The organism is Bradyrhizobium sp. 186, from assembly GCF_023101685.1.
In the GTDB taxonomy this organism is placed as follows: Bacteria; Pseudomonadota; Alphaproteobacteria; order Rhizobiales; family Xanthobacteraceae; genus Bradyrhizobium.
This window is the reverse complement of the sequence record NZ_CP082164.1, coordinates 3,664,213-3,683,582: the sequence shown is the minus strand read 5'-3', so window position 1 is coordinate 3,683,582 and position 19,370 is coordinate 3,664,213. Positions and strand designations below refer to the sequence as shown.

Below are 19,370 nucleotides of genomic sequence, written 5' to 3'. Positions count from 1 at the left end.
TCACATTCCCAAATAGGTCTTGGCCAATTCGCTGTTTCCGGCCAGTTCGGCTCCGGTCCCGGAAAGCACCAGGCAGCCGTGCTCCATCACGTGGGCGGCATCGGCGAGTTCCAGCGACTGCATGACGTTCTGCTCAACGAGAAGGATCGTCAGTCCGACTTCATTCAGGCGACCGATCAGCGTGAACATCTCCTCGACCAGACGCGGCGCCAACCCGAGCGAGGGCTCGTCCAGAATGAGAAGCTTTGGTTGCCCCATCATGCCCCGGCCGATCGCAACCATCTGCTGCTCGCCGCCGGAGAGCGTGCCGGCGCGCTGCGCGAACCGTTCCTTCAGGCGAGGAAACACGGTCAGCACCTGCTCCATGGTCCGGGCCCGCTCGGCTTTGCCGCGCCGGTAGGAGCCAAGCTCCAGGTTCTCGCGCACGCTGAGATCGGGAAACAGCTTGCGGCCCTCAGGCACGTGCACGAGGCCTGCCGCAACGATATCCGCCGGGCTCTTTCGATCGATGCGCTGCCCGTCGAAGATCACCTCGCCTCGTTGCGGACGGACGATGCCCGACAGGACCTTGTTCAAGGTGGTCTTTCCGACGCCGTTGGCGCCCAGCACGGCGACGATCGATCCGGCCTCGACCTTGAGGCTGATGCCGCACAGCACGGAGGTGCCGTCGTAGCCGGCCACCAGGTCTTTCACTTCGAGCAGAGCTTCAGCCATGGCTCGTCGCCTCTGACGCGATCCGCGCCGCGGCGCCCGGCCCGAGATAGGCCTCGATGACCTTCGGTTCGCGCGTCACTTCGGCTGGGGTGCCCTCGGCAATCATCCGGCCTTCGGCCAGAACATAGACGTGATCGCACAGGCTCATCACCGCCTGCATGACATGCTCGACCATGAGGATGGTGATGCCGTCGGCGACGAACGTCCTGATGACGGGAATGATATCGCGCACTTCAGACGGGTTCAGTCCGGCCAGAACCTCGTCGAGCAGCAACAGGCGCGGCCTGGTCGCAAGCGCGCGGGCCAATTCCAGACGCTTGCGCGCGGAAACCGTAAGCCCGGCCGCCGGCGCATCCAGCCGGCTTGCCAGGCCGACACGTTCGGCAATCGCAGCGGCACGGTCCATCGCCTCATCGCGACGACGGCAGTGCAGATAGGCGCCGACAGCGATGTTCTCGCGGACGCTAAGGCCGGTGAAGGGCTGGACGATCTGGAACGTCCTGGCGATACCGAGCGACGCCCTGCGATGCGGAGGCAGGCCGGATATCTCCGCCTCGTCAAAAACGATCGAGCCGGATGTCGGCGGCTCAAATCCGGAAATCAGACTGAAGAGCGTCGTCTTGCCGGCGCCGTTCGGCCCGATCAGACCGGTAATCCCTCCAGCCTTCACGATCAGGCTGGCGTTGTCGACGGCCAGGAGACCGCCGAACCGTTTGCTGGCATTGCTGACGCTAAGAAGGGGAGCCGTCATGCCGGCCTCCGCGCGCGCCAAAGCTGAGACAGCCTAGTCAGAAGACCCTGCAATCCATCGCGCGCAAAGGCGATGATCAGCACCAGCAGGATACCGAACAGCGCCAGATCGATGCCGGGAACCCGGCCCGCCACGGCTTTGGCTAATTCGCCAAGGAAATGCAGCGCAAGGGCGCCGAGCAACGGGCCGAACACGGTGCCCAATCCACCGATGATCGGCCCCAACAGCGCTTCGACGGAAATCCAGGTGCCGAAGGCGATCGACGAATCGACGAACAGGAAATACTGGACGTAAAATGCGCCCGCCAATGCGGTCATCGCTGCGGACAACGTAATCGCCCTGAGTTTAACATCGAGCGTATCAACGCCGAGCGCCGCGGCGGCATCTTCGTTTTCGCGCACCGCGACGAGGTAGGCGCCGAAGCGACTCCGCTCAATGCCGCGCACCAGGAACATGACGGCGGTTACCATTGCGAGGATGATCCAGAAATAGATCGCCCGGCTCGCAAACTGAAAATTCGCGGCGGAGACCTGCAACTTGATCAAGGTGCCCGCGGCGCCGCCCGTGACGGGCGTGGCATTGGCGATAATCCGGAACACCTCGGCGAAGGCCAGCGTGATCAGGGCAAAATAGGAACCGCGCAGCCCCGACCGGAAACTCAAATAGCCGATGACGGCGCCAACGACCGCCCCGATCGCCGTCGCCGCCAGCATTGCCGCATACGCATTGATACCGTAACGGGTTTGCAGGATCGCATTGCAGTAGGCGCCGGCTCCGAAGAACGCGGCATGGCCGAAGGAAAATTGCCCGCCGTAACCGGCCAGCAAATTCCAGCCCTGCGCCGCCAGCGCGATGATCATCGCCGTGACCAGCGCGTTGATGACCGTATTGGACTGGACCATCACTGGCAGCAACGCCAGCAGCAGGGTCGTGATCGCGATTGAGCCATAGGCCCGGGCCACGCTCATGCCTTCGCTCCGAACAGTCCGGTCGGGCGGACCAGCAGCACCAGGATGAAGATGACGAAAATTCCGAGCTGACCGAGGCTTTCGCCAAACATCAGGCCGGAAAGGCTCTCGACGACGCCGACGAACAATCCGCCTGCGATCGCGCCGGGGATAGATCCCATGCCGCCGAGTACCACGATGGTGAAGGCCACGAGCACATAGGCATTGCCAACGCGCGGATGCACATAGTAGGTCGGCAGCAGCAGACACGCCGCGATGGCAAGACATGCCGCGCCGAGCCCGAAGGTCACCGCATAAATATGGGCGACATCGATGCCGGCCAGCGACGCGCCAAGTTTCTCCTTGGCGACCGCGCGGGTCGCCTTCCCGGTATCGGTCTGCGCCAGGAGAATCCATAGCAGCACGGCGACCAAACACGAGACGCCGAAGGCCACCGCGCGCGGCACGGCGAGGAACGTGAAGCCGAGATCGAGCGTGGAAAACCCATAAGCGACATCGACGGTCCTGGTATCGGAATTGAAGACCGCGAGCAGCAGGTTCTCGATCACGATCGACAATCCCAGCGTGATGAGCAGGATGTTTCGATCATCGCCGTGGCTGGCAGGCCCGATCACCAGGCGCTGCAAACCATAGCCGAGTCCGAAAAAGATCAGCGCCAGCGGAACCATTGCGACATAGGGGTCGACCCCGGCTTGGAACGCCAGATAGGCTGCAAACATCGCCGCGCTCAGGATGGCGCCATGAGCGAAGTTGATGATGTGCAGCACACCGTAGACCAGCGTCAGCCCGACCGCGATCAGCGCATAGACCGCCCCGGACATCAGGCCGTTCAGCACGGCTGCAGCCAGTATATCGAGCGACGTCATAGATCTTGAGCCTTGGGCCCGGTGGGCCGTTTGCAAGAGCGCCGGAATTGGCGACCAAACCCGGCAGACCGGGCTTGCCGTTTAATGCGATGGAGATGATCAGGCCGGGACCGGGAACACCGGCTTGGCGTCGGCGAAGCTCGCCGGGAAGATGACTTTGATGTCGTTGTCCTGAACCTGGGTGTTGACGGGCGCAGCACCTGTGTTCTGCCCGCCGATGAATTGCGTTGGACCATAGGGCATGATGTGACCGGCAAAGGTCGAGGATGCGAGAGCCGCGACGATCGCCTTGCGGTCCGCGGACGCGGCGCGCTCGATCGCATCGGCAAGCAGCAGGACGCCCGAATAATTCAGGGCGACGTTGTAGGTGAAGAATTTACCTGACGCATCCACCTCTTTCTTAAGAGCCTGCGCCACCGCGTTGCGCGGATCGTACCAATGATTGCAGTCCATGACGTTCTGTGCCGCTTCTGGAAATTCCTTGACGAAGCGGTAGTTGGAGGCAGCACCGTTGAGCACGCAGAACACCCCCTTCGGCTTGATCTTCTGCTGCTGCATGGTGCGCGCCAGCAGGACGAACTCGCCGTAATAGCTCGACGGAATGATGAGATCCGGATTCTTGGAACGGATCTGCAGTGCCACGTTCGACATGTCGCGTGCCGGCGTCGGATGCGCGATAGTATCGAGGATCTCGAAGCCGCGCTTGGGCAATTCGGCCTGCATAAGCTTGGCAAGGCCCGAACCGAACAGGCCGTCCTCATGCACCAGCACCACGGTCTTGGCCGGCTTGCCGGCGGCATCGTTGATGGTCACCAGGTTGTCGAGCGCACTCTTGGTGACGATGCCGAAGCCGGGCGCGAAGCGAAAGGTGTTGGTCAGACCGCGCGAGACGATCTGGTCCGAGACGCCGACATCAACGATGTAGCCGAGATCATAGCGCGAGGCCGCCTGTGTTGCGGCAAGGCAGATCGGACTGGCGAAGCCGCCGACGATCGCTACGACGCCCTCTGCCGCCATGCGCTCGACTTCCGCGGTGCCGCCTTCGGGTGTCGAACGCGCGTCGCCGAACACCATTTCCAGCTTGGCGCCGCCCAGCGACTTTATGCCGCCCTTATCGTTGATCGCCTTGATTGCCGCCGCGGCACCGATCTGGCCTTGCGCGCCATCGAAGGCCAGCGCACCGGTGACCGGCTGCAAAATGCCGATCTTGACCGCAGCGCCCTGCGCCCGCAGATAAGCCGGCATCGCCACGGTTCCGGCGACCACAGCCGCACCAGCCTTGAGGACGCGGCGGCGCGACAAACCGGTCTTGCCTGTCTTGGACATACTGTCTCTCCATCCGATTGCGGCCGGTGTACGGGCCGAGGTCATGAGGCTTTCTTGGTGATCTGATCGCCAGCCGCCGGCGCCAGCACGGTAGCCCAGCGGCGCACCCCGGCGGCTTCGGTGCGAACCATTTCCATGTGCAGCGAATATCGATCCGGCCGATACAGCGCGCTGAGATGCTCGACACCGCTGCCGTCGGCTGCAAAGACCGTCCTCGTCGTAGCTAATAGCGCCGACCCGACTTCGACATCGAGCGCGGCAGCGACGTCGGGCGTCGCCAGCACCGCAGTCACTTCCTGCGTCGCGCGCTCGATCTGCACGCCTGAGCGTTCGAGCAGGGAAAGTAGCGGTCGAGCGGCAAGATCGGCCTCGGTGTAGGTGACGCCGATGCGCTGGGGAACATGCGTCGTCAAATGCGAGAAGGGCTGACCATCGATCAGGCGGATCCGCACCGAGAACTGGGTCTTCTCACCGGCGCTGAGCTTGAGCGTGGACGCAATCGCTGCCGACGGCTCGCGATAGTCGAAGGCAAGCAACCGAACTGCGGTTTCACGGCCCATCGCCACCAGATTGGCCAGCACGTCGGAAAAATCCGCCACGATCGGCTTGGCTCCGGCGGCGCCGAGCACGAAAGTACCCGCGCCGCGGCGGCGAGCGATCAATCCCTCCTGCTCCAGCTCGGCAAGTGCGCGCCTGACGGTGACGCGCGACACGCCATATTCGGCCGCCAGCGCCTGCTCGGGCGGCAACGTTCCCTGATCGTCGAGCCGGCCACCGGCGATCCGGTCGCGCAGCACCAGATAGACTTGTCGGGTCTTCGACGGCTCGACACCGGCCATGCAGCAGCTTGTATCTAGAGCCACAAGCCCATAGATCGCGCAGGAGAGTTGGAAATTAGCGGCAGATCTGGTCGGAAAACAGAATATCGGTGGGAATTAGCGGCGAACTCGGAAGCCCCATGACGGATACGCAACCCGCAAGTATCATCGACAAGCTCTGGGATGCCCACGCCATCACAACGCGTGAGGATGGCCAGACCCTGCTGTTCATCGACCGGCACCTCGTGCATGAGGGCTCGTTTCACGCCTTCGATCAATTGAGGAATCGCGCCGCGACGATTGCGCGGCCCGACCTGACCTTCGGGATCGCCGACCACTATGTGCCGACCCGGCCGGCATCTAGCGCCGCCAACACAGAGGCGGCGGGCATGATCGAACAACTGGCCCGCAACGCCCGTGAGCACGGCATCTTGTCATTCGGTCAATTCGACCAGCGCCAGGGCATCGTTCACGTCGCGATACCCGAGCAGGGCTTGACATTACCCGGACTATCGATCGTCTGCGGCGACAGCCATACCTCAACCCATGGCGCTTTCGGCGCTTACGCTTTCGGCATTGGCGCTTCGGAAGTCGCACATGTCCTGATGACACAAACGCTGTGGCAAAGGCGGCCGCGGCGGATGCGCATCGTCGTGGACGGTCAACTGCCCGCAGGAACCGGTGCCAAGGATATCGCCCTGACGATCATCGCCAGGATCGGCGCAGACGGCGCACAGGGCTACGCCATCGAATACGCCGGCAGCGCCATCATTGCGCTGTCGATGGAAGGCCGGATGACGCTGTGCAACCTCTCCATCGAGGCGGGCGGACGGCTCGGTCTGATCGCGCCAGACCCGACAACGTTCGACTATGTGCGAGGCCTTCCGTTTGCACCGCGCGGTGATGATCTCGACCGCGCCATCGCAGATTGGCGCCTGCTGGCAAGCGACGCTGACGCGGCGTTCGATCGGGAAGTCGCCCTCGACGCCAGCGAGATCGCGCCCGTCGTGACATGGGGAACCAGTCCGGAACAGTCCGCCCCCATCGATGGGTCGGTACCGGACCCGACGAGGATGGACGATGAGAACAAAGCAAAGGCTGCGCGCGAAGCGATCGGCTACATGGATCTTCGTCCAGGGCAGGCGCTGAGCGAGATCCGGATCGATCGGGTTTTCATCGGCTCCTGTACCAACAGCCGGATTGAAGACCTGCGCGCTGCTGCTGCAATCCTCGCAGGCCGGCGCTCGCGCGTGCCAGGCTTGGTATCGCCCGGATCGCTGGCGGTAAAGCATCAGGCGGAGCAAGAGGGCCTCGATCAGATATTTCGGGATGCCGGGCTGGAATGGGTCGCCTCGGGCTGTTCGATGTGCGTCGGAATGAATGGCGATACGGTCCCGCCCGGCGAACGATGCGCCTCCACCACCAATCGAAATTTCAGGGGACGCCAGGGGCTGGGAAGCCGGACGCACCTGATGTCACCGGCCATGGTCGCCGCCGCCGCAGTCGCCGGTCACCTCATCGACAGCCGTCTTCTCGCCCGGGAATAGAATTCAGATGCGTCCGTTTACGACCATCACCGCCCTCGCCTGCAAGCTGGCGATCGATAATATCGATACGGATCAATTGATCCCTGCGCGCTTCATGCGGCGCCCTCGCTCCGTGGGCTACGGCAACTTTCTGCTGCACGACCTGCGCTTCGATACCGACGGCGCACCGAAGCCGCAATTTCCGCTGAACGATCCGAACATTTCCGGATGCGAGGTAATCCTCGCCGGCCGCAATTTCGGATGCGGATCGTCCCGCGAGGCCGCGGTGTACGCACTTGCCGATTATGGAATCCGCGTCGTGATTGCTTCGAGCTTCGGCGATATCTTTGCCTCCAACGCGGTCAAGAACGGCGTTCTCCCGGCTCAAATCAGCGAGGAGGATTCCGCACGGCTGTTGCTCGCCGACGAATTGGTCGAGCGCCGGCCTTTGACGATCGACCTTGTCGCGCAGACCATCACCGTCGGCAATCTCGTCGTGACCTTCTCCATCGACCTGGTTTGGAAGAAACAGTTGCTCAACGGTTGGGACGACATCGACATGACCCGGAGCGAAGCCGGGACCATCGCACGGTTCGCCGAACAGGACGAAATTCGACGTCCCTGGATGAAGCCTGCCGGTGCGCCCCCTCCAATCCCCTCGCGACGCGGTAAGAACCGGTAGAAGCCTCACATCTGCGATGTGGCGCTCAAACCGCTGCGAGCCCGGAAGATGGCACAGAGGTTACGTCGACCTGAACGCGGCCGCCGGCCGCCTTGCGCCAGAAGCGGCCGTCTGGAGATCCAAAGACAGCGGAGATTCGCAAAGTCTTGCATAAAGGTGGACACCAATTGAGAATGGATGGCTAATCCAGAGCTTCGGCTTGGCCAGCGGCGAGAGCGTAACGTACGTCTACCGATATGGCGGCATTTCTATCCAATCGTCGAAAGCAACGTCCGTGCCTTCTATCAACAAAGCAAAGAAATCAATCAGCAAACGCCCGGCACGGACCAATGGCAGCATAACAGACGCAACCTATCTGAAGCTGCGCAACCTGATCGAGTCGCGACAGCTGCAGCCCGGCGAGGTGATTGAAGAGCGCCGACTTGCACTCCGGCTCAAAGTCTCGCGGACACCGCTGCGGGCTGGCATCAGCCGGTTGCTGGGTGAAGGCAGGCTCGAGCAATTGTCCAACGGCACCGTGGTGGTCCGCACAATCGAGATGGCGGAATTGCTCGAATTGGTCCATCTCCGCATGGTGCTGGAGAGCGAAGCGACGTTCATTGCGGCGACCCGCATCGCGCTGGATATCCTTGGACCGATCAGGGCCACGCTGGAGAAGATCATTGCTGCGTCGACGGTGTCCAGGACGGTTCAATGGACGCTTGACGACGAAATTCATGACCAGATCGCGCGGCATTGTGGCAATCGATCGCTCGAGAAGCTGATTGGAGAAATCCGGCAGAAGATCCGGATGTGCAATGTGGAGCGCCACCCTGGCCGGCTGCTACCTGCCACCCGCGAGCATCTTGCGATTATCGATGCCATCATCGATCGTGATGCCGCCGCAGCCCGCCAGGCGATGATCCTGCATCTCACCAATGTGCGGCAGGGATTGCTCGAGCGATTCGGGATCTTCCTGCCCGAGCCTCACGGCTAGGTCGAGATCAGACAGAATCCCTGGGGCTGCATGTCCGAAAATTCTGCAGCTGCCCGCAATTCTGTCGGACTCCGTCTAAATTTAACGCAGCTTCCTGGGCTTCGCTGCTTGACTGAAATCAGCAGGAGCGGTTCACTGGTATACCATTGGAGTATTGAGCCGCTTCGCAGCAGGCCGACCAACTAGATGTGCCGGCTGAATGACGCCGAACCAAACTGCTTCCCACACCGTCGTGGCCGAATCGCTGTCCCCGGCCGCCTTTGCCGCCTTCGGCGACGTAGCCGAGCGACCGATCGACGTGCGCCGGCGCTATCTTCCGACATCGGACGATCGCACCGCGGACGCCGCCACCTTTTCCATCTGGATCAGCAGCGCCGCCAGGCTCGGCAGTCTGCCCCTGCCAATCACGACGCTGGAGCGTCATCCGTTCTCCGCCCAGACCTTCATCCCGCTCGGCAGCAGCCAATACCTGGCGATCGTGTGCGATTCCGGCACGGATGGCCTGCCTGACGTGGCCACCCTGCGGTGCTTCATCGCCGGAGCGCATCAAAGCATCACCTTCGCCCGCAATGTCTGGCATCATCCCATGACCGTTCTCGGCGCGGCCATGGAATTCGCCGTCGCCATGGGCATGACCGGCCGGCGGGACGACGACGTGTTCGTCGATATCGCTGGCGACGTTTGCGCGGTGATGCCGCAGAGCGCATAGGGATCGCAACAATGCCGCATGATGATCACCTCACCCGCGACTTCGTCGGCTACGGCCGCACCCCACCGCATCCGCAATGGCCGGGCGCAGCAAGAATCGCACTCAACTTCTGCATCAACTACGAAGAAGGCTCCGAGCCGTCGTTCGCCGATGGCGACGGCGTCACCGAAGCGGCCCTGACTGAAGGTGGCGGCGGCGGCTTCGAGGGCCGCGACCTCGCCGCCGAGTCGATGTTCGAATATGGCAGCCGCATAGGCTTCTGGCGTGTGCTGCGCCTTCTGTCAGAGCGCGGCATGATCGCCACCGTCATGGGCTGCGCGCTGGCGCTGGAACGCAACGACGAGGCCTGCGCCGCCATTCGCGAATATGGCTACGACGTCTGCGCCCATGGCTGGCGCTGGGAGCGGCATCCGTTGCTGTCCGAGGCCGACGAGCGCGAGCGCATTCGCAACACCGTCGAGAGCCTCAAGCGCACCACCGGCGAGCGTCCGCTCGGATGGTATTGCCGCTATGGGCCGAGCGTGAACACGCGGCGCCTCGTGGTCGAGGAAGGCGGTTTCCTCTACGACTCCGACGCCTATAACGACGAATTGCCGTACTGGACACGTGTGCTCGGCAAGCCGCATCTCGTGGTGCCTTACGGTCTTGCCAACAACGACGCCAAGTTCAGCCGCGGCGCGATGGCAACGGCGGATGATTTCTTCGTCTATCTGCGCGACGCCTTCGACATGCTCTACGCGGAAGGCGCCACCGCGCCGAAGATGATGTCGGTCGGACTGCACACCCGCCTGATCGGCCATCCCGGCCGCGCCGCTGGCCTGCAGCGCTTCCTCGATCACGTCGCCAAGCACGACAACGCTTGGGTCTGCCGGCGCGGTGACATCGCCCGTCACTGGCAGGCCACTCATCCCCCCATGCCCTGATCTACATCACATCCGCCCCCGAAAGGACGTCCCCATGAGACTGAAACCCACGCATTGGCTGTTCGCGCTGATGCTGTCGACTGCGGCATTCGCCGGCGGCGCCAGCGCCCAGGAAGCCGATCATCCGTCCGACAAGCCGATGGTGGTCGCGTCCGACTTCGGCGTCGCGCCGTGGATGGTGCGCGGCCCTAACGGCCCCGAGGGTTTCGGTGCGGATCTGATCAACGAGATCGGTAAAGCTCTCGGCCGCCCGAAGGTCGAGATCGTCGACATCAATTTCTCCGGCCTGTTCGCGGCATTGTTCGCTAAGCGCGCCGAATTCCTCGTCAACCCGCTCAACCTCACTGCCGAACGCTCCGAGCGCATGCTCTATACTGAGCCGCTATTCTCCACCGGCAACGGCTTCATCGTCCGCGCCGCCGAAGAGATGAAGGGCTTCGAGGATCTCAAGGGCAAGGCCGTTGCCGTCAACCGCGGGACCATCTCGGATACCTGGGCCACTGCCAACGCCGAGAAATACGGCTTCGAAGTGCAGCGCTACGATGTATTCCCCGATACGGTGCAGGCCGTGCTCACGCGCCGCGCCTTCACAGCGCTAAATGAGATCCCGACGACCGTCTATGCCGCTAGCCAGAACAAGGCGATCAAGGTCGGTTTCAAGGACTTCAACGGCCGCAACTTCGCCTATGCGTTCCGCCTGGAAGACACCGAGTATCGCAACAAGGTCGAGGCGATCATCGAATGCATGAAGTTGGACGGCCGCCTGCGCAAGCTGCACGAGAAATGGTATGGCGTAGCGCCCGATGCCGGCTCGGCCATCGACACTGTGTATTTCGGCTATGGCCCTCCCGGCTTCAAGGGTTTCGAGCCCACCTCGCACGTTCCGGCGTGCAGGTAGCACGCTTGCTCTGACGAGATAGGTGTGAACACCGGACCGGCGCCAAGCCGGTCCGACCGCGGTTGGCGGAGACCCGATGGACCGGATCGTCGAATACTACTTCAATGCAGAGGTCATCGCGCGCGCCTTCCCCCAGGTGCTCGCGGGCTTTCGCACGACGGTCATCGTATCGCTTTTGATTATTGTCTGCGGCACGCTGTCCGGCCTGTCGCTGGCACTGCTGCGCTGCGCCAACCTACGTCCGGTCAATTTCTTCATCACCGCTTATGTCGACGTGCTGCGTACGCTGCCACAGCTCGTCGTGATCGTCTTCATCTATTTCGGCCTGCCTTATCTCGGCCCGGCGCTGTCCCCCTTCGCGACCACTGTGCTGGCGCTCGGCATGGTCTTGTCGGCCTTTTCCACCGAGATCTTCTGGTCCGCGATCGTGGCGCTGCCGCGCGGACAATGGGACGCCGCCAGCGCGCTCGGCTTCAGCCGGCTGCGGACGCTGGTCACCATCATCCTGCCGCAGGCCATTCGCCTCGCTATCCCACTTCTGACCAATCGCGCCATCTCCATCAGCAAGGGCACAGCGCTCGGCACCGCCGTGTCGCTCCCGGAAACGCTCGGACAGGCGCAGAGCGTGATGGCGTTGGTCGCCAATCCCTCGCCGCTGACGCTGGCCGCGGCGTTCTACCTCACCTTCTTCCTGCCGTTGGTGATCGCCAGCCGGTGGATCGAATATCGCTACAGCACGGGACGGTGAGCGGATCGCATGCAGGATTTCCTGGACAATTTCGCCAACTGGGAGTCGCTGTTGCGGGTCTATCCGCTGCTGCTGCAGGGGCTGATCTATACAGTCTGGCTCGCGGTGGTGGCGCTGCCGCTCGGCATTCTCGCCGGCCTCGCCATCGCCGTGCTGTACAGCTTCAAGAACCGCTGGGTGAATATCGCGTTGCTGATCTATATCGACCTGTTCAGGTCGTTTCCCGTGGTGGTGCTGCTGATCCTGATCTTCTACGGCATGCCGTTTCTGGGCCTGACGCTCGGCGGCTTCACCGCGGCGGTACTGGCCATCGTACTCAACAATTCCGGCTATTACGGCGAGATCTTCCGCGCCGGCATCCTGTCCGTACCCCACGGCCAAACCGAGGCTGCCCGGGCGCTCGGTTTCAAGCCGCTGCATGTGGTGTTCTCCATCGTGCTGCCGCAGGCGATCCGCAACGTGCTGGCGCCGCTCGCCAGCAATTCGCTGGAACTCGTCAAGGCGACACCAATTGCCGCCTTGGTCGCGCTGCCTGAACTGCTGCGCTCAGCCCGCGTCGCCCAGGAGCAGACCTACAACCCGACGCCGCTGATGGCGGCCGCCGTGATTTTCTTCGTCATCCTGTATCCGTTCGCGCGCTGGGTGGCGCGGCTGGAGCGGCAAGCACTGAAAGCTCGCTAACATGACCACACTGATCACCGGCGGTAGCGGCTTCATCGGGCTCGCGCTCGCCGAGCGCCTGATCGCCGACGGCGAGACCGTCATCCTTTTCGATCTCTCAGCACCCGGCCACGACATGCTGGTGCGTCCCGAACTCGCCGGCGCCACGCTGGTCACCGGCGATGTCACAAGCTCCGATGACGTCGACCGCGCGTTGAATACTGTCGGCATCGACCGCGTGATCCACACCGCCGCGATGACGCCGAATGCGCAGCGCGAGCATGACGCTGCGCGCCAGATCGTCGATGTCAATATCGGCGGCACCGTCAATCTGCTCGAACGCGTAACATTGCGGCCCGCCATCAAGCGCGTCACCGTGCTCAGCTCGGTCGCAGTGTACGGCTTCTCGCAACCGGCTGCGTCGGGCCTGTTCGAGGAGGATTTGTCGCCGCCGGCACCGGCCGCGCTCTACGGCATCACAAAGCTTGCATCGGAACAGGCGGCGCTGCGGATCGCCGACCTTCACAACCTCGATGTGCGGGTGATTCGGCTCGGGCCGGTCTTTGGCCCATGGGAATTGCAGACCGGTGTCCGCGATGCGCTGAGCCCGCATTATCAAGTGCTCCGCATGGCCTTCGACGGCCGTGAAGCGATTCTCCCGCGCAGCATGGCCGGCGACTGGATTTATTCCCGTGACGCCGCCCTCGGCGTCGCGAGGGTGAGCGCCTCCGACGCGCTGAACCACCGCACGTATCACGTCAGCGGCGGTGTGCTGTCCGATCTGCCACGATGGTGCGAGATCATCGCGACGCACATGCCCGGCTTCCGCTGGCGGATGGCGGAGATCGAGGCGGAGGGCAACGTGATCTATGGCCTGCCGAAGGACCGTGCGCCGCTGAACATTGCACGCCTGGCCGCGGATGCCGGCTTCAAGCCTCAATTTCATCTGGAAGATGCGGCGCACGACTATCTCGGCTGGTTGCCGCAGGCAGGAGAACCCGCATGAGCAAACGTCTGGCTGGAAAATCCGTCCTGATCACCGGCGCCTCCTCGGGCATCGGCCGCGCCATCGCCCGCCGATTTGCTGCCGAGGACGCGAGACTCATGCTCGCGGATCTCACCATGGACGTGCGCGAGGGCGGCGCTCCGACACTGGATCTGCTGCGTGCAGACGGTTATGAGGTCGATTTCATCCAGATCGACGTGGCCTCGGAGGACGATACCGTCCGCGCCGTCCAACAGACCGTTGCGCGCTACGGCCGCCTCGACGTGCTCGTCAACGACGCCGCCATCGGCACCGGCAAGCGTCTGACCGACACCAGCCTCGCCGAATGGGACAGGACGCTGGCGGTCAATCTCACCGGCGTATTCCTGATGTCGCGCGCCGCTGTCAACCAGATGCTGACGCAGGATATCCGCAACGAGGCCCGCGGCCGCCTCGTCAACATCTCCTCTCAGCACGGTATGATCGCCTGCCCGGAAGACATCGCATATGGCACCTCCAAATCCGGGGTCGTCTACATGACGCGGCAGATCGCGGCGGACTACGCGAAGGATCACATCATCTGCAACGCAGTCGCGCCCGGCAAGATCGTCACCGGCAAACCGGGCCGTGCTGCGGAGCCGCGATGGATGGACTACTCCACCAGCCGCACGCCGATGCCGCGGCTGGGCCGCCCCGACGACGTCGCCAATGCGGCGCTGTTTCTGGCCTCCGACGAGGCCACTTTCATGACCGGCGAAAACATCCTCGTCGATGGCGGCTGGATGGCGTCATGAGCAACGTTTCGGAGAGCACCATGGTGCAAGCGCCTGCAGAAACGTCCGCGCCGATCATTCAGATGTCCGGCGTCACCAAATGGTATGGCGACGTCCAGGTGCTCAAGGACATCGACTTCACGGTAACGCGCGGCGAGCGCGTCGTGATCTGCGGGCCTTCGGGGTCCGGCAAGTCGACCATGATCCGTTGCATTAACCGGCTGGAAGAACATCGCGACGGCCGCATCATGGTCAATGGCGTCGAGCTGGATCACTCGACGCGCAATGTCGACGTGGTCCGCCGCGATGTCGGCATGGTATTCCAGCAGTTCAACCTGTTTCCGCATCTGACTGTGCTGCAGAACCTCACCATCGCGCCGCGCAAGATACGCGGCGCAACCAGGCAGGAGGCTGACGAGGTCGCGCGCTATTTTCTTGAGCGCGTGCGGATCTCCGAACAGGCCGATAAATATCCGAACCAGCTCTCCGGCGGCCAGCAGCAGCGCGTCGCCATCGCGCGTGCGCTGTGCATGAAACCGCAGATCATGCTATTCGACGAGCCGACCTCGGCGCTTGATCCGGAAATGATCCAGGAGGTGCTCGACGTCATGGTCGGCCTCGCCCGCGAAGGCATGACCATGGTCTGCGTCACCCATGAGATGGGCTTCGCGCGCACGGTCGCCGACCGCGTGGTGTTCATGGATGCCGGCCGGATCATCGAGGAAGGCGTGCCGGCCGATTTTTTCTCGGATCCGAAGCAGGATCGAACCCGCGCATTCCTCAAACAAATTATGCATCGATGACCGAAGCGGCCGATTTGCGCCATTAGCGGTCACCCGGCTATAAACCTGCGTCGATGCGGCCCCGCGGAGAAGCATTTCGAAGCTTTCGTCGGTGATCCGCGCAGCTTTCGGAACCGACTGTCGCAGAAGTTTAGGAAAGGAAACGTTGCGAACGGCCGTGCGGCCTTCGCGTGCGGCGAGCCAAAGCGCATCCGCGCCAATTCCGCAGGCGGACACGGCACCCAGCCCGGTGACGACGACGCGGGTCAAGAAGCGATCCCTTGATTGTGTTCCATAATCTGCTTAGTGACGACTTCGAGCATTGCGCCGATAGTACGTGCTTCCGACAATTCACCATCGACCGACAGATACACGCCAAAATCTCCTTCGATGGCCATCAGCACCAGAACAAGGTCCGCTGACTTGATCCCGAGCGCATCAAGCTCGGCATCATCTACCAGCTTTGCGCGATCGACCATTCCTTCCTCAGCAACGATATCCAGCAACCTTTCTCGAAGGGCATTTCCCTCCAGTCGCGTGTTACCCATGGAGGTCGCATTCCTGTCCGAGCAGAGTGAATTTCGACTGGCGGAGATTCTCGCTATTCTTAGAGCGAGACCCTGCCTGCACGCAAAGCGGTCTCCGCTGCACGCGGGCCGGCAAATATCTGGCAGGAGAGCGGAGTCATTCAGGACATCTTCTCGCTATCTTTCGCTCGACTGCGGTGCGCGGGTCCGACGTTGGTCGTCAGCAATCTCTCGTTGCCCAGCCCTGGAATTTGATTGTGCAAGGCACGAACCACAGGCTCGCTCGCCCCAGTTCAACGCCTGTTCACGATAGCTGTGATGGGATTTTGCTTGATCTCCCGGTGCACACATCGCGCACACGCCGCCTTCTAACCTACTGAAAAAATTGAACTCTCGCTCCAATCCATCATGGGGAAGTTTGAGCTAGATCCAGCCAGCGGGAGCTATTCAGATCAAGCATCAACACCCCAACGTCTCTTTTTGGGCCATGAACGGATCCTCCGATTGGGTCGTTTTGTCGATTCATGCTTCCCATTGCCTTCGATCAAGTGCGCTACCTTGGCGGCGTAGATGCCCGATCGATCGAGCCCGACGAGAGAACACCTTCCTTAGAAGAACTAGCTTCGCCGGAGCGGAGTCGATAGGTCTTTGTTTGTGATCAAAACTATGCCGCGAGCTGAGATCAGACGCCCCAACGCAGAGCTGCCGTCTGCACCGGGGCATCCCATAATTTCGTCGCCTTGCTATCGAGCACAGATACGGTGATCGAGACACCGGCCATGTCGAGGGACGTGACGTAGGAGCCGGTCAGGAAACGCGTCACCGTGATCCCTGCGCGATCCAGAGTCCGCTTCGCCGCATTTACCATCAGATAGAGTTCGATCAGAGGCGTCGCGCCAAACCCGTTAACGAGAAGCAGCACTTCACTGCCCTTGCTGGGCACAAGATCCTTCAGGATCGCGTCGAGCATCTCGGCGGCGATCGCATCGGCGGAAGCCAACGGCACCCTACGCCGGCCTGGCTCGCCATGAATGCCGACGCCCATTTCCATCTCGTTGTCGGCCAACGTGAAATTTGGCCGTCCAGCAGCCGGCACGGTACATGGCAACAGCGCTACCCCCATCGAGCGCGTACGCCGGTTGACCTCATCGCCCAGCGCCTTGAGCGCCGCAAGCGTCGTTCCGGTCTCGGCCGCGGCGCCGACCATTTTTTCCACGATCAACGTTCCCGCGACGCCGCGACGACCGGTCGTGTAGGTCGACTTCTCGACTGCCACATCATCGTTTGTCACCACACTCGCAACATCTCGGCCGGCCATTTCAGCTGCCATGGTGAAATTCATCACATCGCCTTCGTAGTTCTTGACGATGAAAAGCACACCTGCGCCGGTGTCGACGGCCTCCGCAGCCTCGATCATCTGATCTGGCGTCGGCGAGGTGAAGACCTGGCCGGGGCAAGCGGCATCGAGCATGCCGAGGCCGACAAAGCCCGCATGCAGCGGTTCATGGCCCGAGCCGCCACCCGAAATCAGCGCGACCTTGCCCGGCTTCAACGTGCGGCGGCGCACGAATTTGCGCTCGGCACCAAGAAGCAGGATATCTGCATGGGCTGCCGCGAAACCGTCCAGACTTTCTTCGAGTATCGTATCGGTGCTGTTGATCAGCTTTTTCATCAACGTCCTCCCGTCTCGTCTAAAGTTCAAATCAATGGCTCAACCCACACTTTCGGCATAGCGCGCGAGTTGCGCGGCGAAATCCACGATCAGCTGTTCGAGCGCGCGGTTCTTCTTGTCATCGCCGAGGTCGGGTACGGTCACCGAGACGGTGCGGGTGCGCGGCTCGCGGTGGGGTGCGCGCAGCCGGCCGGGATGCGCGCGTCCATAGGCTTCGAGAAACGCCGCGCGCTCGGCGCCAGACAGATGGCAGACTTCGAAGATGATCGCGACATGTTTCGCCGGAATAGGCACCAGATACGCCGGATTGGTGATCTGGGTCACGAAGGAGCGATTCTTGCCCAGCGCCGCCGCCAGCTTCAGCCGCGTCCCCGAGGGTCGATTGTCGAGCACCCGTCGCAGGATGGCCTTGTAATCCGCCACATTGCTGTCACCAGGCGCGCGGGTATCCTCGCCTGCTTCGTCCGTCATGAACGCACCTTTGCGATTGCGGCCTTGAGCCGTGCGACGGCAATCGGCGACACCGAGAGAGTTGTCAATCCGGTGGCGAGCAGCGCCGTCGTCAGGCGGGTATCGGCCGCGGCGTCACCGCAGAGCGAGACCTCCACGCCACGCTTTCGTCCGGCCTCGACGGTCTGGGAGATCAGCGCCAGCACCGCCGGATTGCCGGTATCGTTGAGGTCCGCGACGGCACCGATGTCGCGCGCCGCCGCCATCGTGTACTGGGTCAGGTCGTTCGAGCCGATGGAATAGAACGCCGCGCCGAAATCCTCGGCGCGGAGCGCCGCCGCCGGGACCTCGACCATGATGCCGAGCGGCGGTCGGGCGCAGGCGATCCCTTCTGCCCCGAGCGCCGTGAACTCCGCATCCAGCAGGGCACTCGCACGGTCGAGCTCCGAAGGGACCGCGATCATCGGCAGCATCACCTTCAGCGCTCCGTGCACGGCCGCGCGGCACAGTGCCCGCAGTTGCACCCGAAACACTTCCGGCCGCGCGAGCGAGAGACGTATGCCGCGCAGGCCGAGGAACGGATTGCGCTCGTTATCGATCGTCAAGCCGGCGATTGGCTTGTCGCCGCCGGCATCGAGGGTGCGGATCGTGACCGGCTTTCCCTCGGCCCAGTCGAGAATGCGCCGATAGACTGCATATTGCGCATCCTCGTCCGGCAGGCCTTGAGACGCCTCGAACAGAAATTCGGTACGCACGAGGCCGATGCCGTCGCAGATTGCAGGATCGAGGCCAGCGAGGTCTTCGGGCGCGGCGATATTGAGAAGGACCGCGATCCGCCGGCCGTCGGCCGTGCGTGCCGACTCAAGGCGGCCGGCATCGACGGCGGCTTGCGCGGCATTCGCAACCGCCATGCGGTGCTCGAACAGACGGCGCGTTTCCGGCTCGGGATCGAAGATCACGGTGCCGGCATCGCCGTCGACGAGTGCCAACGCCGGTGGCTGTCCGTTCCACGACAGTGGGCCGAGCCCAACGACCATGGGCGCCCCGCGCGCCCGCGCCAACATCGCAACATGCGAGGAAGGTGAGCCCGCAGCCAGCGCGATGGCGCCGCCGCGCGACCAGTCAGCGGCAAGAAAAGCGGAAGGCGTGATGTCGTCAGCCGCCACGATCGAGCCACCGGTAATCCTGGCGACCGTATCCACGCCGCTCAGATGCGCGAGCACGCGGTCGCGGATGTCGACAATATCGGCCGCACGGGCACGGAAATATTCATCTTCAGCAGCGCGATAGCCAGCTATCTCCACGTCGAGTGCCAAGCGCCAGGCGTGGTCGGCAGCGATCCCCTCCGAGATGACCCCATATGCCGGATCCGCCAGCGCATCATCCTCAAGCATGGCGACCTGAAATTCCAGAATGTCGGCCACCTCGCCCTGAATCGTCTTGATCTGCTCGGCGATCTCCGACCTCGCGCCTTCAATCGCCGCCCGCAGTGCCGCCGCCTCCTGCGCGGGATCGTCGCTCGCTGTTCGCCTAGCCACAGCCGCAGTCAGCGTGGTGACCGGTCCGATCGCGAGACCCGGCGAGGCGGCACGGCCGATGAGATGGATCTCTGCCAC

The 19,370-nt window shown here is 62.8% G+C and carries 21 protein-coding genes; 11 read left to right on the top strand and 10 right to left on the bottom strand.

From position 1 onward, the window contains the following. From IVB18_RS17520 to IVB18_RS17495, 6 genes are all read right to left on the bottom strand, one after another. Positions 1–702, bottom strand: a complete 702-nt coding sequence (locus IVB18_RS17520; RefSeq protein ID WP_247991663.1) for an ABC transporter ATP-binding protein — start codon at positions 700–702, stop codon at positions 1–3. 4 nt (positions 703–706) lie between these two features. Continuing rightward, positions 707–1,465 carry an ABC transporter ATP-binding protein gene (locus tag IVB18_RS17515; protein WP_247990276.1) on the bottom strand — a complete coding sequence of 253 codons (759 nt, stop codon included), beginning with the start codon at positions 1,463–1,465 and terminating at the stop codon, positions 707–709. Beyond that, positions 1,462–2,433, bottom strand: coding sequence for a branched-chain amino acid ABC transporter permease (locus IVB18_RS17510; RefSeq protein ID WP_256476951.1), 972 nt, complete (start codon positions 2,431–2,433; stop codon positions 1,462–1,464). The genes IVB18_RS17515 and IVB18_RS17510 overlap by 4 nt, the downstream gene beginning before the upstream one ends. Further along, positions 2,430–3,299, bottom strand: a complete 870-nt coding sequence (locus IVB18_RS17505; RefSeq protein WP_247990274.1) for a branched-chain amino acid ABC transporter permease — start codon at positions 3,297–3,299, stop codon at positions 2,430–2,432. The genes IVB18_RS17510 and IVB18_RS17505 overlap by 4 nt, the downstream gene beginning before the upstream one ends. Before the next feature lie 99 nt (positions 3,300–3,398). Continuing rightward, a complete protein-coding gene (locus IVB18_RS17500) occupies positions 3,399–4,625 on the bottom strand; it encodes an ABC transporter substrate-binding protein (protein ID WP_247990273.1) in 1,227 nt (408 codons plus the stop codon). 41 nt (positions 4,626–4,666) lie between these two features. Further along, the gene (locus IVB18_RS17495; RefSeq protein WP_247990272.1) at positions 4,667–5,464 is read right to left on the bottom strand and encodes a GntR family transcriptional regulator; all 798 of its coding nucleotides are present in this window, start codon (positions 5,462–5,464) and stop codon (positions 4,667–4,669) included. A gap of 119 nt (positions 5,465–5,583) precedes the next feature. On the opposite strand from IVB18_RS17495, the gene leuC reads away from it, so the two are divergent. The 11 genes from leuC to IVB18_RS17440 all read left to right on the top strand — a co-directional run bounded on the left by leuC (position 5,584) and on the right by IVB18_RS17440 (position 15,126). Then, the gene (gene leuC / locus IVB18_RS17490) at positions 5,584–6,990 is read left to right on the top strand and encodes a 3-isopropylmalate dehydratase large subunit (protein ID WP_247990271.1); all 1,407 of its coding nucleotides are present in this window, start codon (positions 5,584–5,586) and stop codon (positions 6,988–6,990) included. A 7-nt stretch (positions 6,991–6,997) separates the two neighbouring features. Next, positions 6,998–7,651 carry a 3-isopropylmalate dehydratase small subunit gene (leuD, locus tag IVB18_RS17485; RefSeq protein WP_247990270.1) on the top strand — a complete coding sequence of 218 codons (654 nt, stop codon included), beginning with the start codon at positions 6,998–7,000 and terminating at the stop codon, positions 7,649–7,651. 199 nt (positions 7,652–7,850) lie between these two features. Next, positions 7,851–8,627 (top strand): GntR family transcriptional regulator, encoded by a 777-nt coding sequence (locus IVB18_RS17480; protein ID WP_247990269.1) that lies wholly within the window; start codon positions 7,851–7,853, stop codon positions 8,625–8,627. 199 nt (positions 8,628–8,826) lie between these two features. Next, complete coding sequence (locus IVB18_RS17475; protein WP_247990268.1) at positions 8,827–9,336, top strand: ureidoglycolate lyase; 510 nt, start codon at positions 8,827–8,829, stop codon at positions 9,334–9,336. 11 nt (positions 9,337–9,347) lie between these two features. Next, positions 9,348–10,259: an allantoinase PuuE gene (locus IVB18_RS17470; RefSeq protein ID WP_247990267.1), complete on the top strand. Its 912-nt coding sequence runs from the start codon at positions 9,348–9,350 to the stop codon at positions 10,257–10,259. Between the two features lie 34 nt (positions 10,260–10,293). Continuing rightward, positions 10,294–11,157, top strand: a complete 864-nt coding sequence (locus tag IVB18_RS17465) for an ABC transporter substrate-binding protein (RefSeq protein WP_247990266.1) — start codon at positions 10,294–10,296, stop codon at positions 11,155–11,157. A 76-nt stretch (positions 11,158–11,233) separates the two neighbouring features. After that, positions 11,234–11,905, top strand: a complete 672-nt coding sequence (locus IVB18_RS17460; RefSeq protein WP_247990265.1) for an amino acid ABC transporter permease — start codon at positions 11,234–11,236, stop codon at positions 11,903–11,905. A gap of 9 nt (positions 11,906–11,914) precedes the next feature. Continuing rightward, positions 11,915–12,586: an amino acid ABC transporter permease gene (locus tag IVB18_RS17455; protein WP_247990264.1), complete on the top strand. Its 672-nt coding sequence runs from the start codon at positions 11,915–11,917 to the stop codon at positions 12,584–12,586. Between the two features lies 1 nt (position 12,587). Next, a complete protein-coding gene (locus IVB18_RS17450) occupies positions 12,588–13,571 on the top strand; it encodes an NAD(P)-dependent oxidoreductase (protein WP_247990263.1) in 984 nt (327 codons plus the stop codon). Then, positions 13,568–14,344: an SDR family oxidoreductase gene (locus IVB18_RS17445; RefSeq protein WP_247990262.1), complete on the top strand. Its 777-nt coding sequence runs from the start codon at positions 13,568–13,570 to the stop codon at positions 14,342–14,344. The genes IVB18_RS17450 and IVB18_RS17445 overlap by 4 nt, the downstream gene beginning before the upstream one ends. Then, positions 14,341–15,126 (top strand): amino acid ABC transporter ATP-binding protein, encoded by a 786-nt coding sequence (locus IVB18_RS17440; protein ID WP_276581219.1) that lies wholly within the window; start codon positions 14,341–14,343, stop codon positions 15,124–15,126. Before IVB18_RS17445 ends, IVB18_RS17440 begins: the two co-directional genes overlap by 4 nt. A gap of 245 nt (positions 15,127–15,371) precedes the next feature. On the opposite strand, the gene IVB18_RS17435 is transcribed toward IVB18_RS17440, so the two are convergent. The 4 genes from IVB18_RS17435 to ptsP all read right to left on the bottom strand — a co-directional run bounded on the left by IVB18_RS17435 (position 15,372) and on the right by ptsP (position 19,370). Next, positions 15,372–15,653, bottom strand: coding sequence for an acyl carrier protein (locus tag IVB18_RS17435; protein WP_247990261.1), 282 nt, complete (start codon positions 15,651–15,653; stop codon positions 15,372–15,374). A 661-nt stretch (positions 15,654–16,314) separates the two neighbouring features. Next, the gene (gene dhaK, locus IVB18_RS17430) at positions 16,315–17,304 is read right to left on the bottom strand and encodes a dihydroxyacetone kinase subunit DhaK (protein WP_247990260.1); all 990 of its coding nucleotides are present in this window, start codon (positions 17,302–17,304) and stop codon (positions 16,315–16,317) included. A 39-nt stretch (positions 17,305–17,343) separates the two neighbouring features. Beyond that, positions 17,344–17,775, bottom strand: coding sequence for a hypothetical protein (locus IVB18_RS17425; RefSeq protein ID WP_247990259.1), 432 nt, complete (start codon positions 17,773–17,775; stop codon positions 17,344–17,346). Continuing rightward, positions 17,772–19,370 carry a phosphoenolpyruvate--protein phosphotransferase gene (gene ptsP, locus IVB18_RS17420; protein WP_247990258.1) on the bottom strand — a complete coding sequence of 533 codons (1,599 nt, stop codon included), beginning with the start codon at positions 19,368–19,370 and terminating at the stop codon, positions 17,772–17,774. Before ptsP ends, IVB18_RS17425 begins: the two co-directional genes overlap by 4 nt.

Bases quoted from the DNA above. Each gene is read 5' to 3' on its own strand.
- IVB18_RS17515 (WP_247990276.1), bottom strand. From the start codon at position 1,465: ATGACGGCTCCCCTTCTTAGCGTCAGCAATGCCAGCAAACGGTTCGGC.
- IVB18_RS17510 (WP_256476951.1), bottom strand. From the start codon at position 2,433: ATGAGCGTGGCCCGGGCCTATGGCTCAATCGCGATCACGACCCTGCTG.
- IVB18_RS17505 (WP_247990274.1), bottom strand. From the start codon at position 3,299: ATGACGTCGCTCGATATACTGGCTGCAGCCGTGCTGAACGGCCTGATG.
- IVB18_RS17500 (WP_247990273.1), bottom strand. From the start codon at position 4,625: ATGTCCAAGACAGGCAAGACCGGTTTGTCGCGCCGCCGCGTCCTCAAG.
- IVB18_RS17495 (WP_247990272.1), bottom strand. From the start codon at position 5,464: ATGGCCGGTGTCGAGCCGTCGAAGACCCGACAAGTCTATCTGGTGCTG.
- leuC (WP_247990271.1), top strand. From the start codon at position 5,584: ATGACGGATACGCAACCCGCAAGTATCATCGACAAGCTCTGGGATGCC.
- leuD (WP_247990270.1), top strand. From the start codon at position 6,998: ATGCGTCCGTTTACGACCATCACCGCCCTCGCCTGCAAGCTGGCGATC.
- IVB18_RS17475 (WP_247990268.1), top strand. From the start codon at position 8,827: ATGACGCCGAACCAAACTGCTTCCCACACCGTCGTGGCCGAATCGCTG.
- IVB18_RS17470 (WP_247990267.1), top strand. From the start codon at position 9,348: ATGCCGCATGATGATCACCTCACCCGCGACTTCGTCGGCTACGGCCGC.
- IVB18_RS17465 (WP_247990266.1), top strand. From the start codon at position 10,294: ATGAGACTGAAACCCACGCATTGGCTGTTCGCGCTGATGCTGTCGACT.
- IVB18_RS17460 (WP_247990265.1), top strand. From the start codon at position 11,234: ATGGACCGGATCGTCGAATACTACTTCAATGCAGAGGTCATCGCGCGC.
- IVB18_RS17455 (WP_247990264.1), top strand. From the start codon at position 11,915: ATGCAGGATTTCCTGGACAATTTCGCCAACTGGGAGTCGCTGTTGCGG.
- IVB18_RS17450 (WP_247990263.1), top strand. From the start codon at position 12,588: ATGACCACACTGATCACCGGCGGTAGCGGCTTCATCGGGCTCGCGCTC.
- IVB18_RS17445 (WP_247990262.1), top strand. From the start codon at position 13,568: ATGAGCAAACGTCTGGCTGGAAAATCCGTCCTGATCACCGGCGCCTCC.
- IVB18_RS17440 (WP_276581219.1), top strand. From the start codon at position 14,341: ATGAGCAACGTTTCGGAGAGCACCATGGTGCAAGCGCCTGCAGAAACG.
- IVB18_RS17435 (WP_247990261.1), bottom strand. From the start codon at position 15,653: ATGGGTAACACGCGACTGGAGGGAAATGCCCTTCGAGAAAGGTTGCTG.
- dhaK (WP_247990260.1), bottom strand. From the start codon at position 17,304: ATGAAAAAGCTGATCAACAGCACCGATACGATACTCGAAGAAAGTCTG.
- IVB18_RS17425 (WP_247990259.1), bottom strand. From the start codon at position 17,775: ATGACGGACGAAGCAGGCGAGGATACCCGCGCGCCTGGTGACAGCAAT.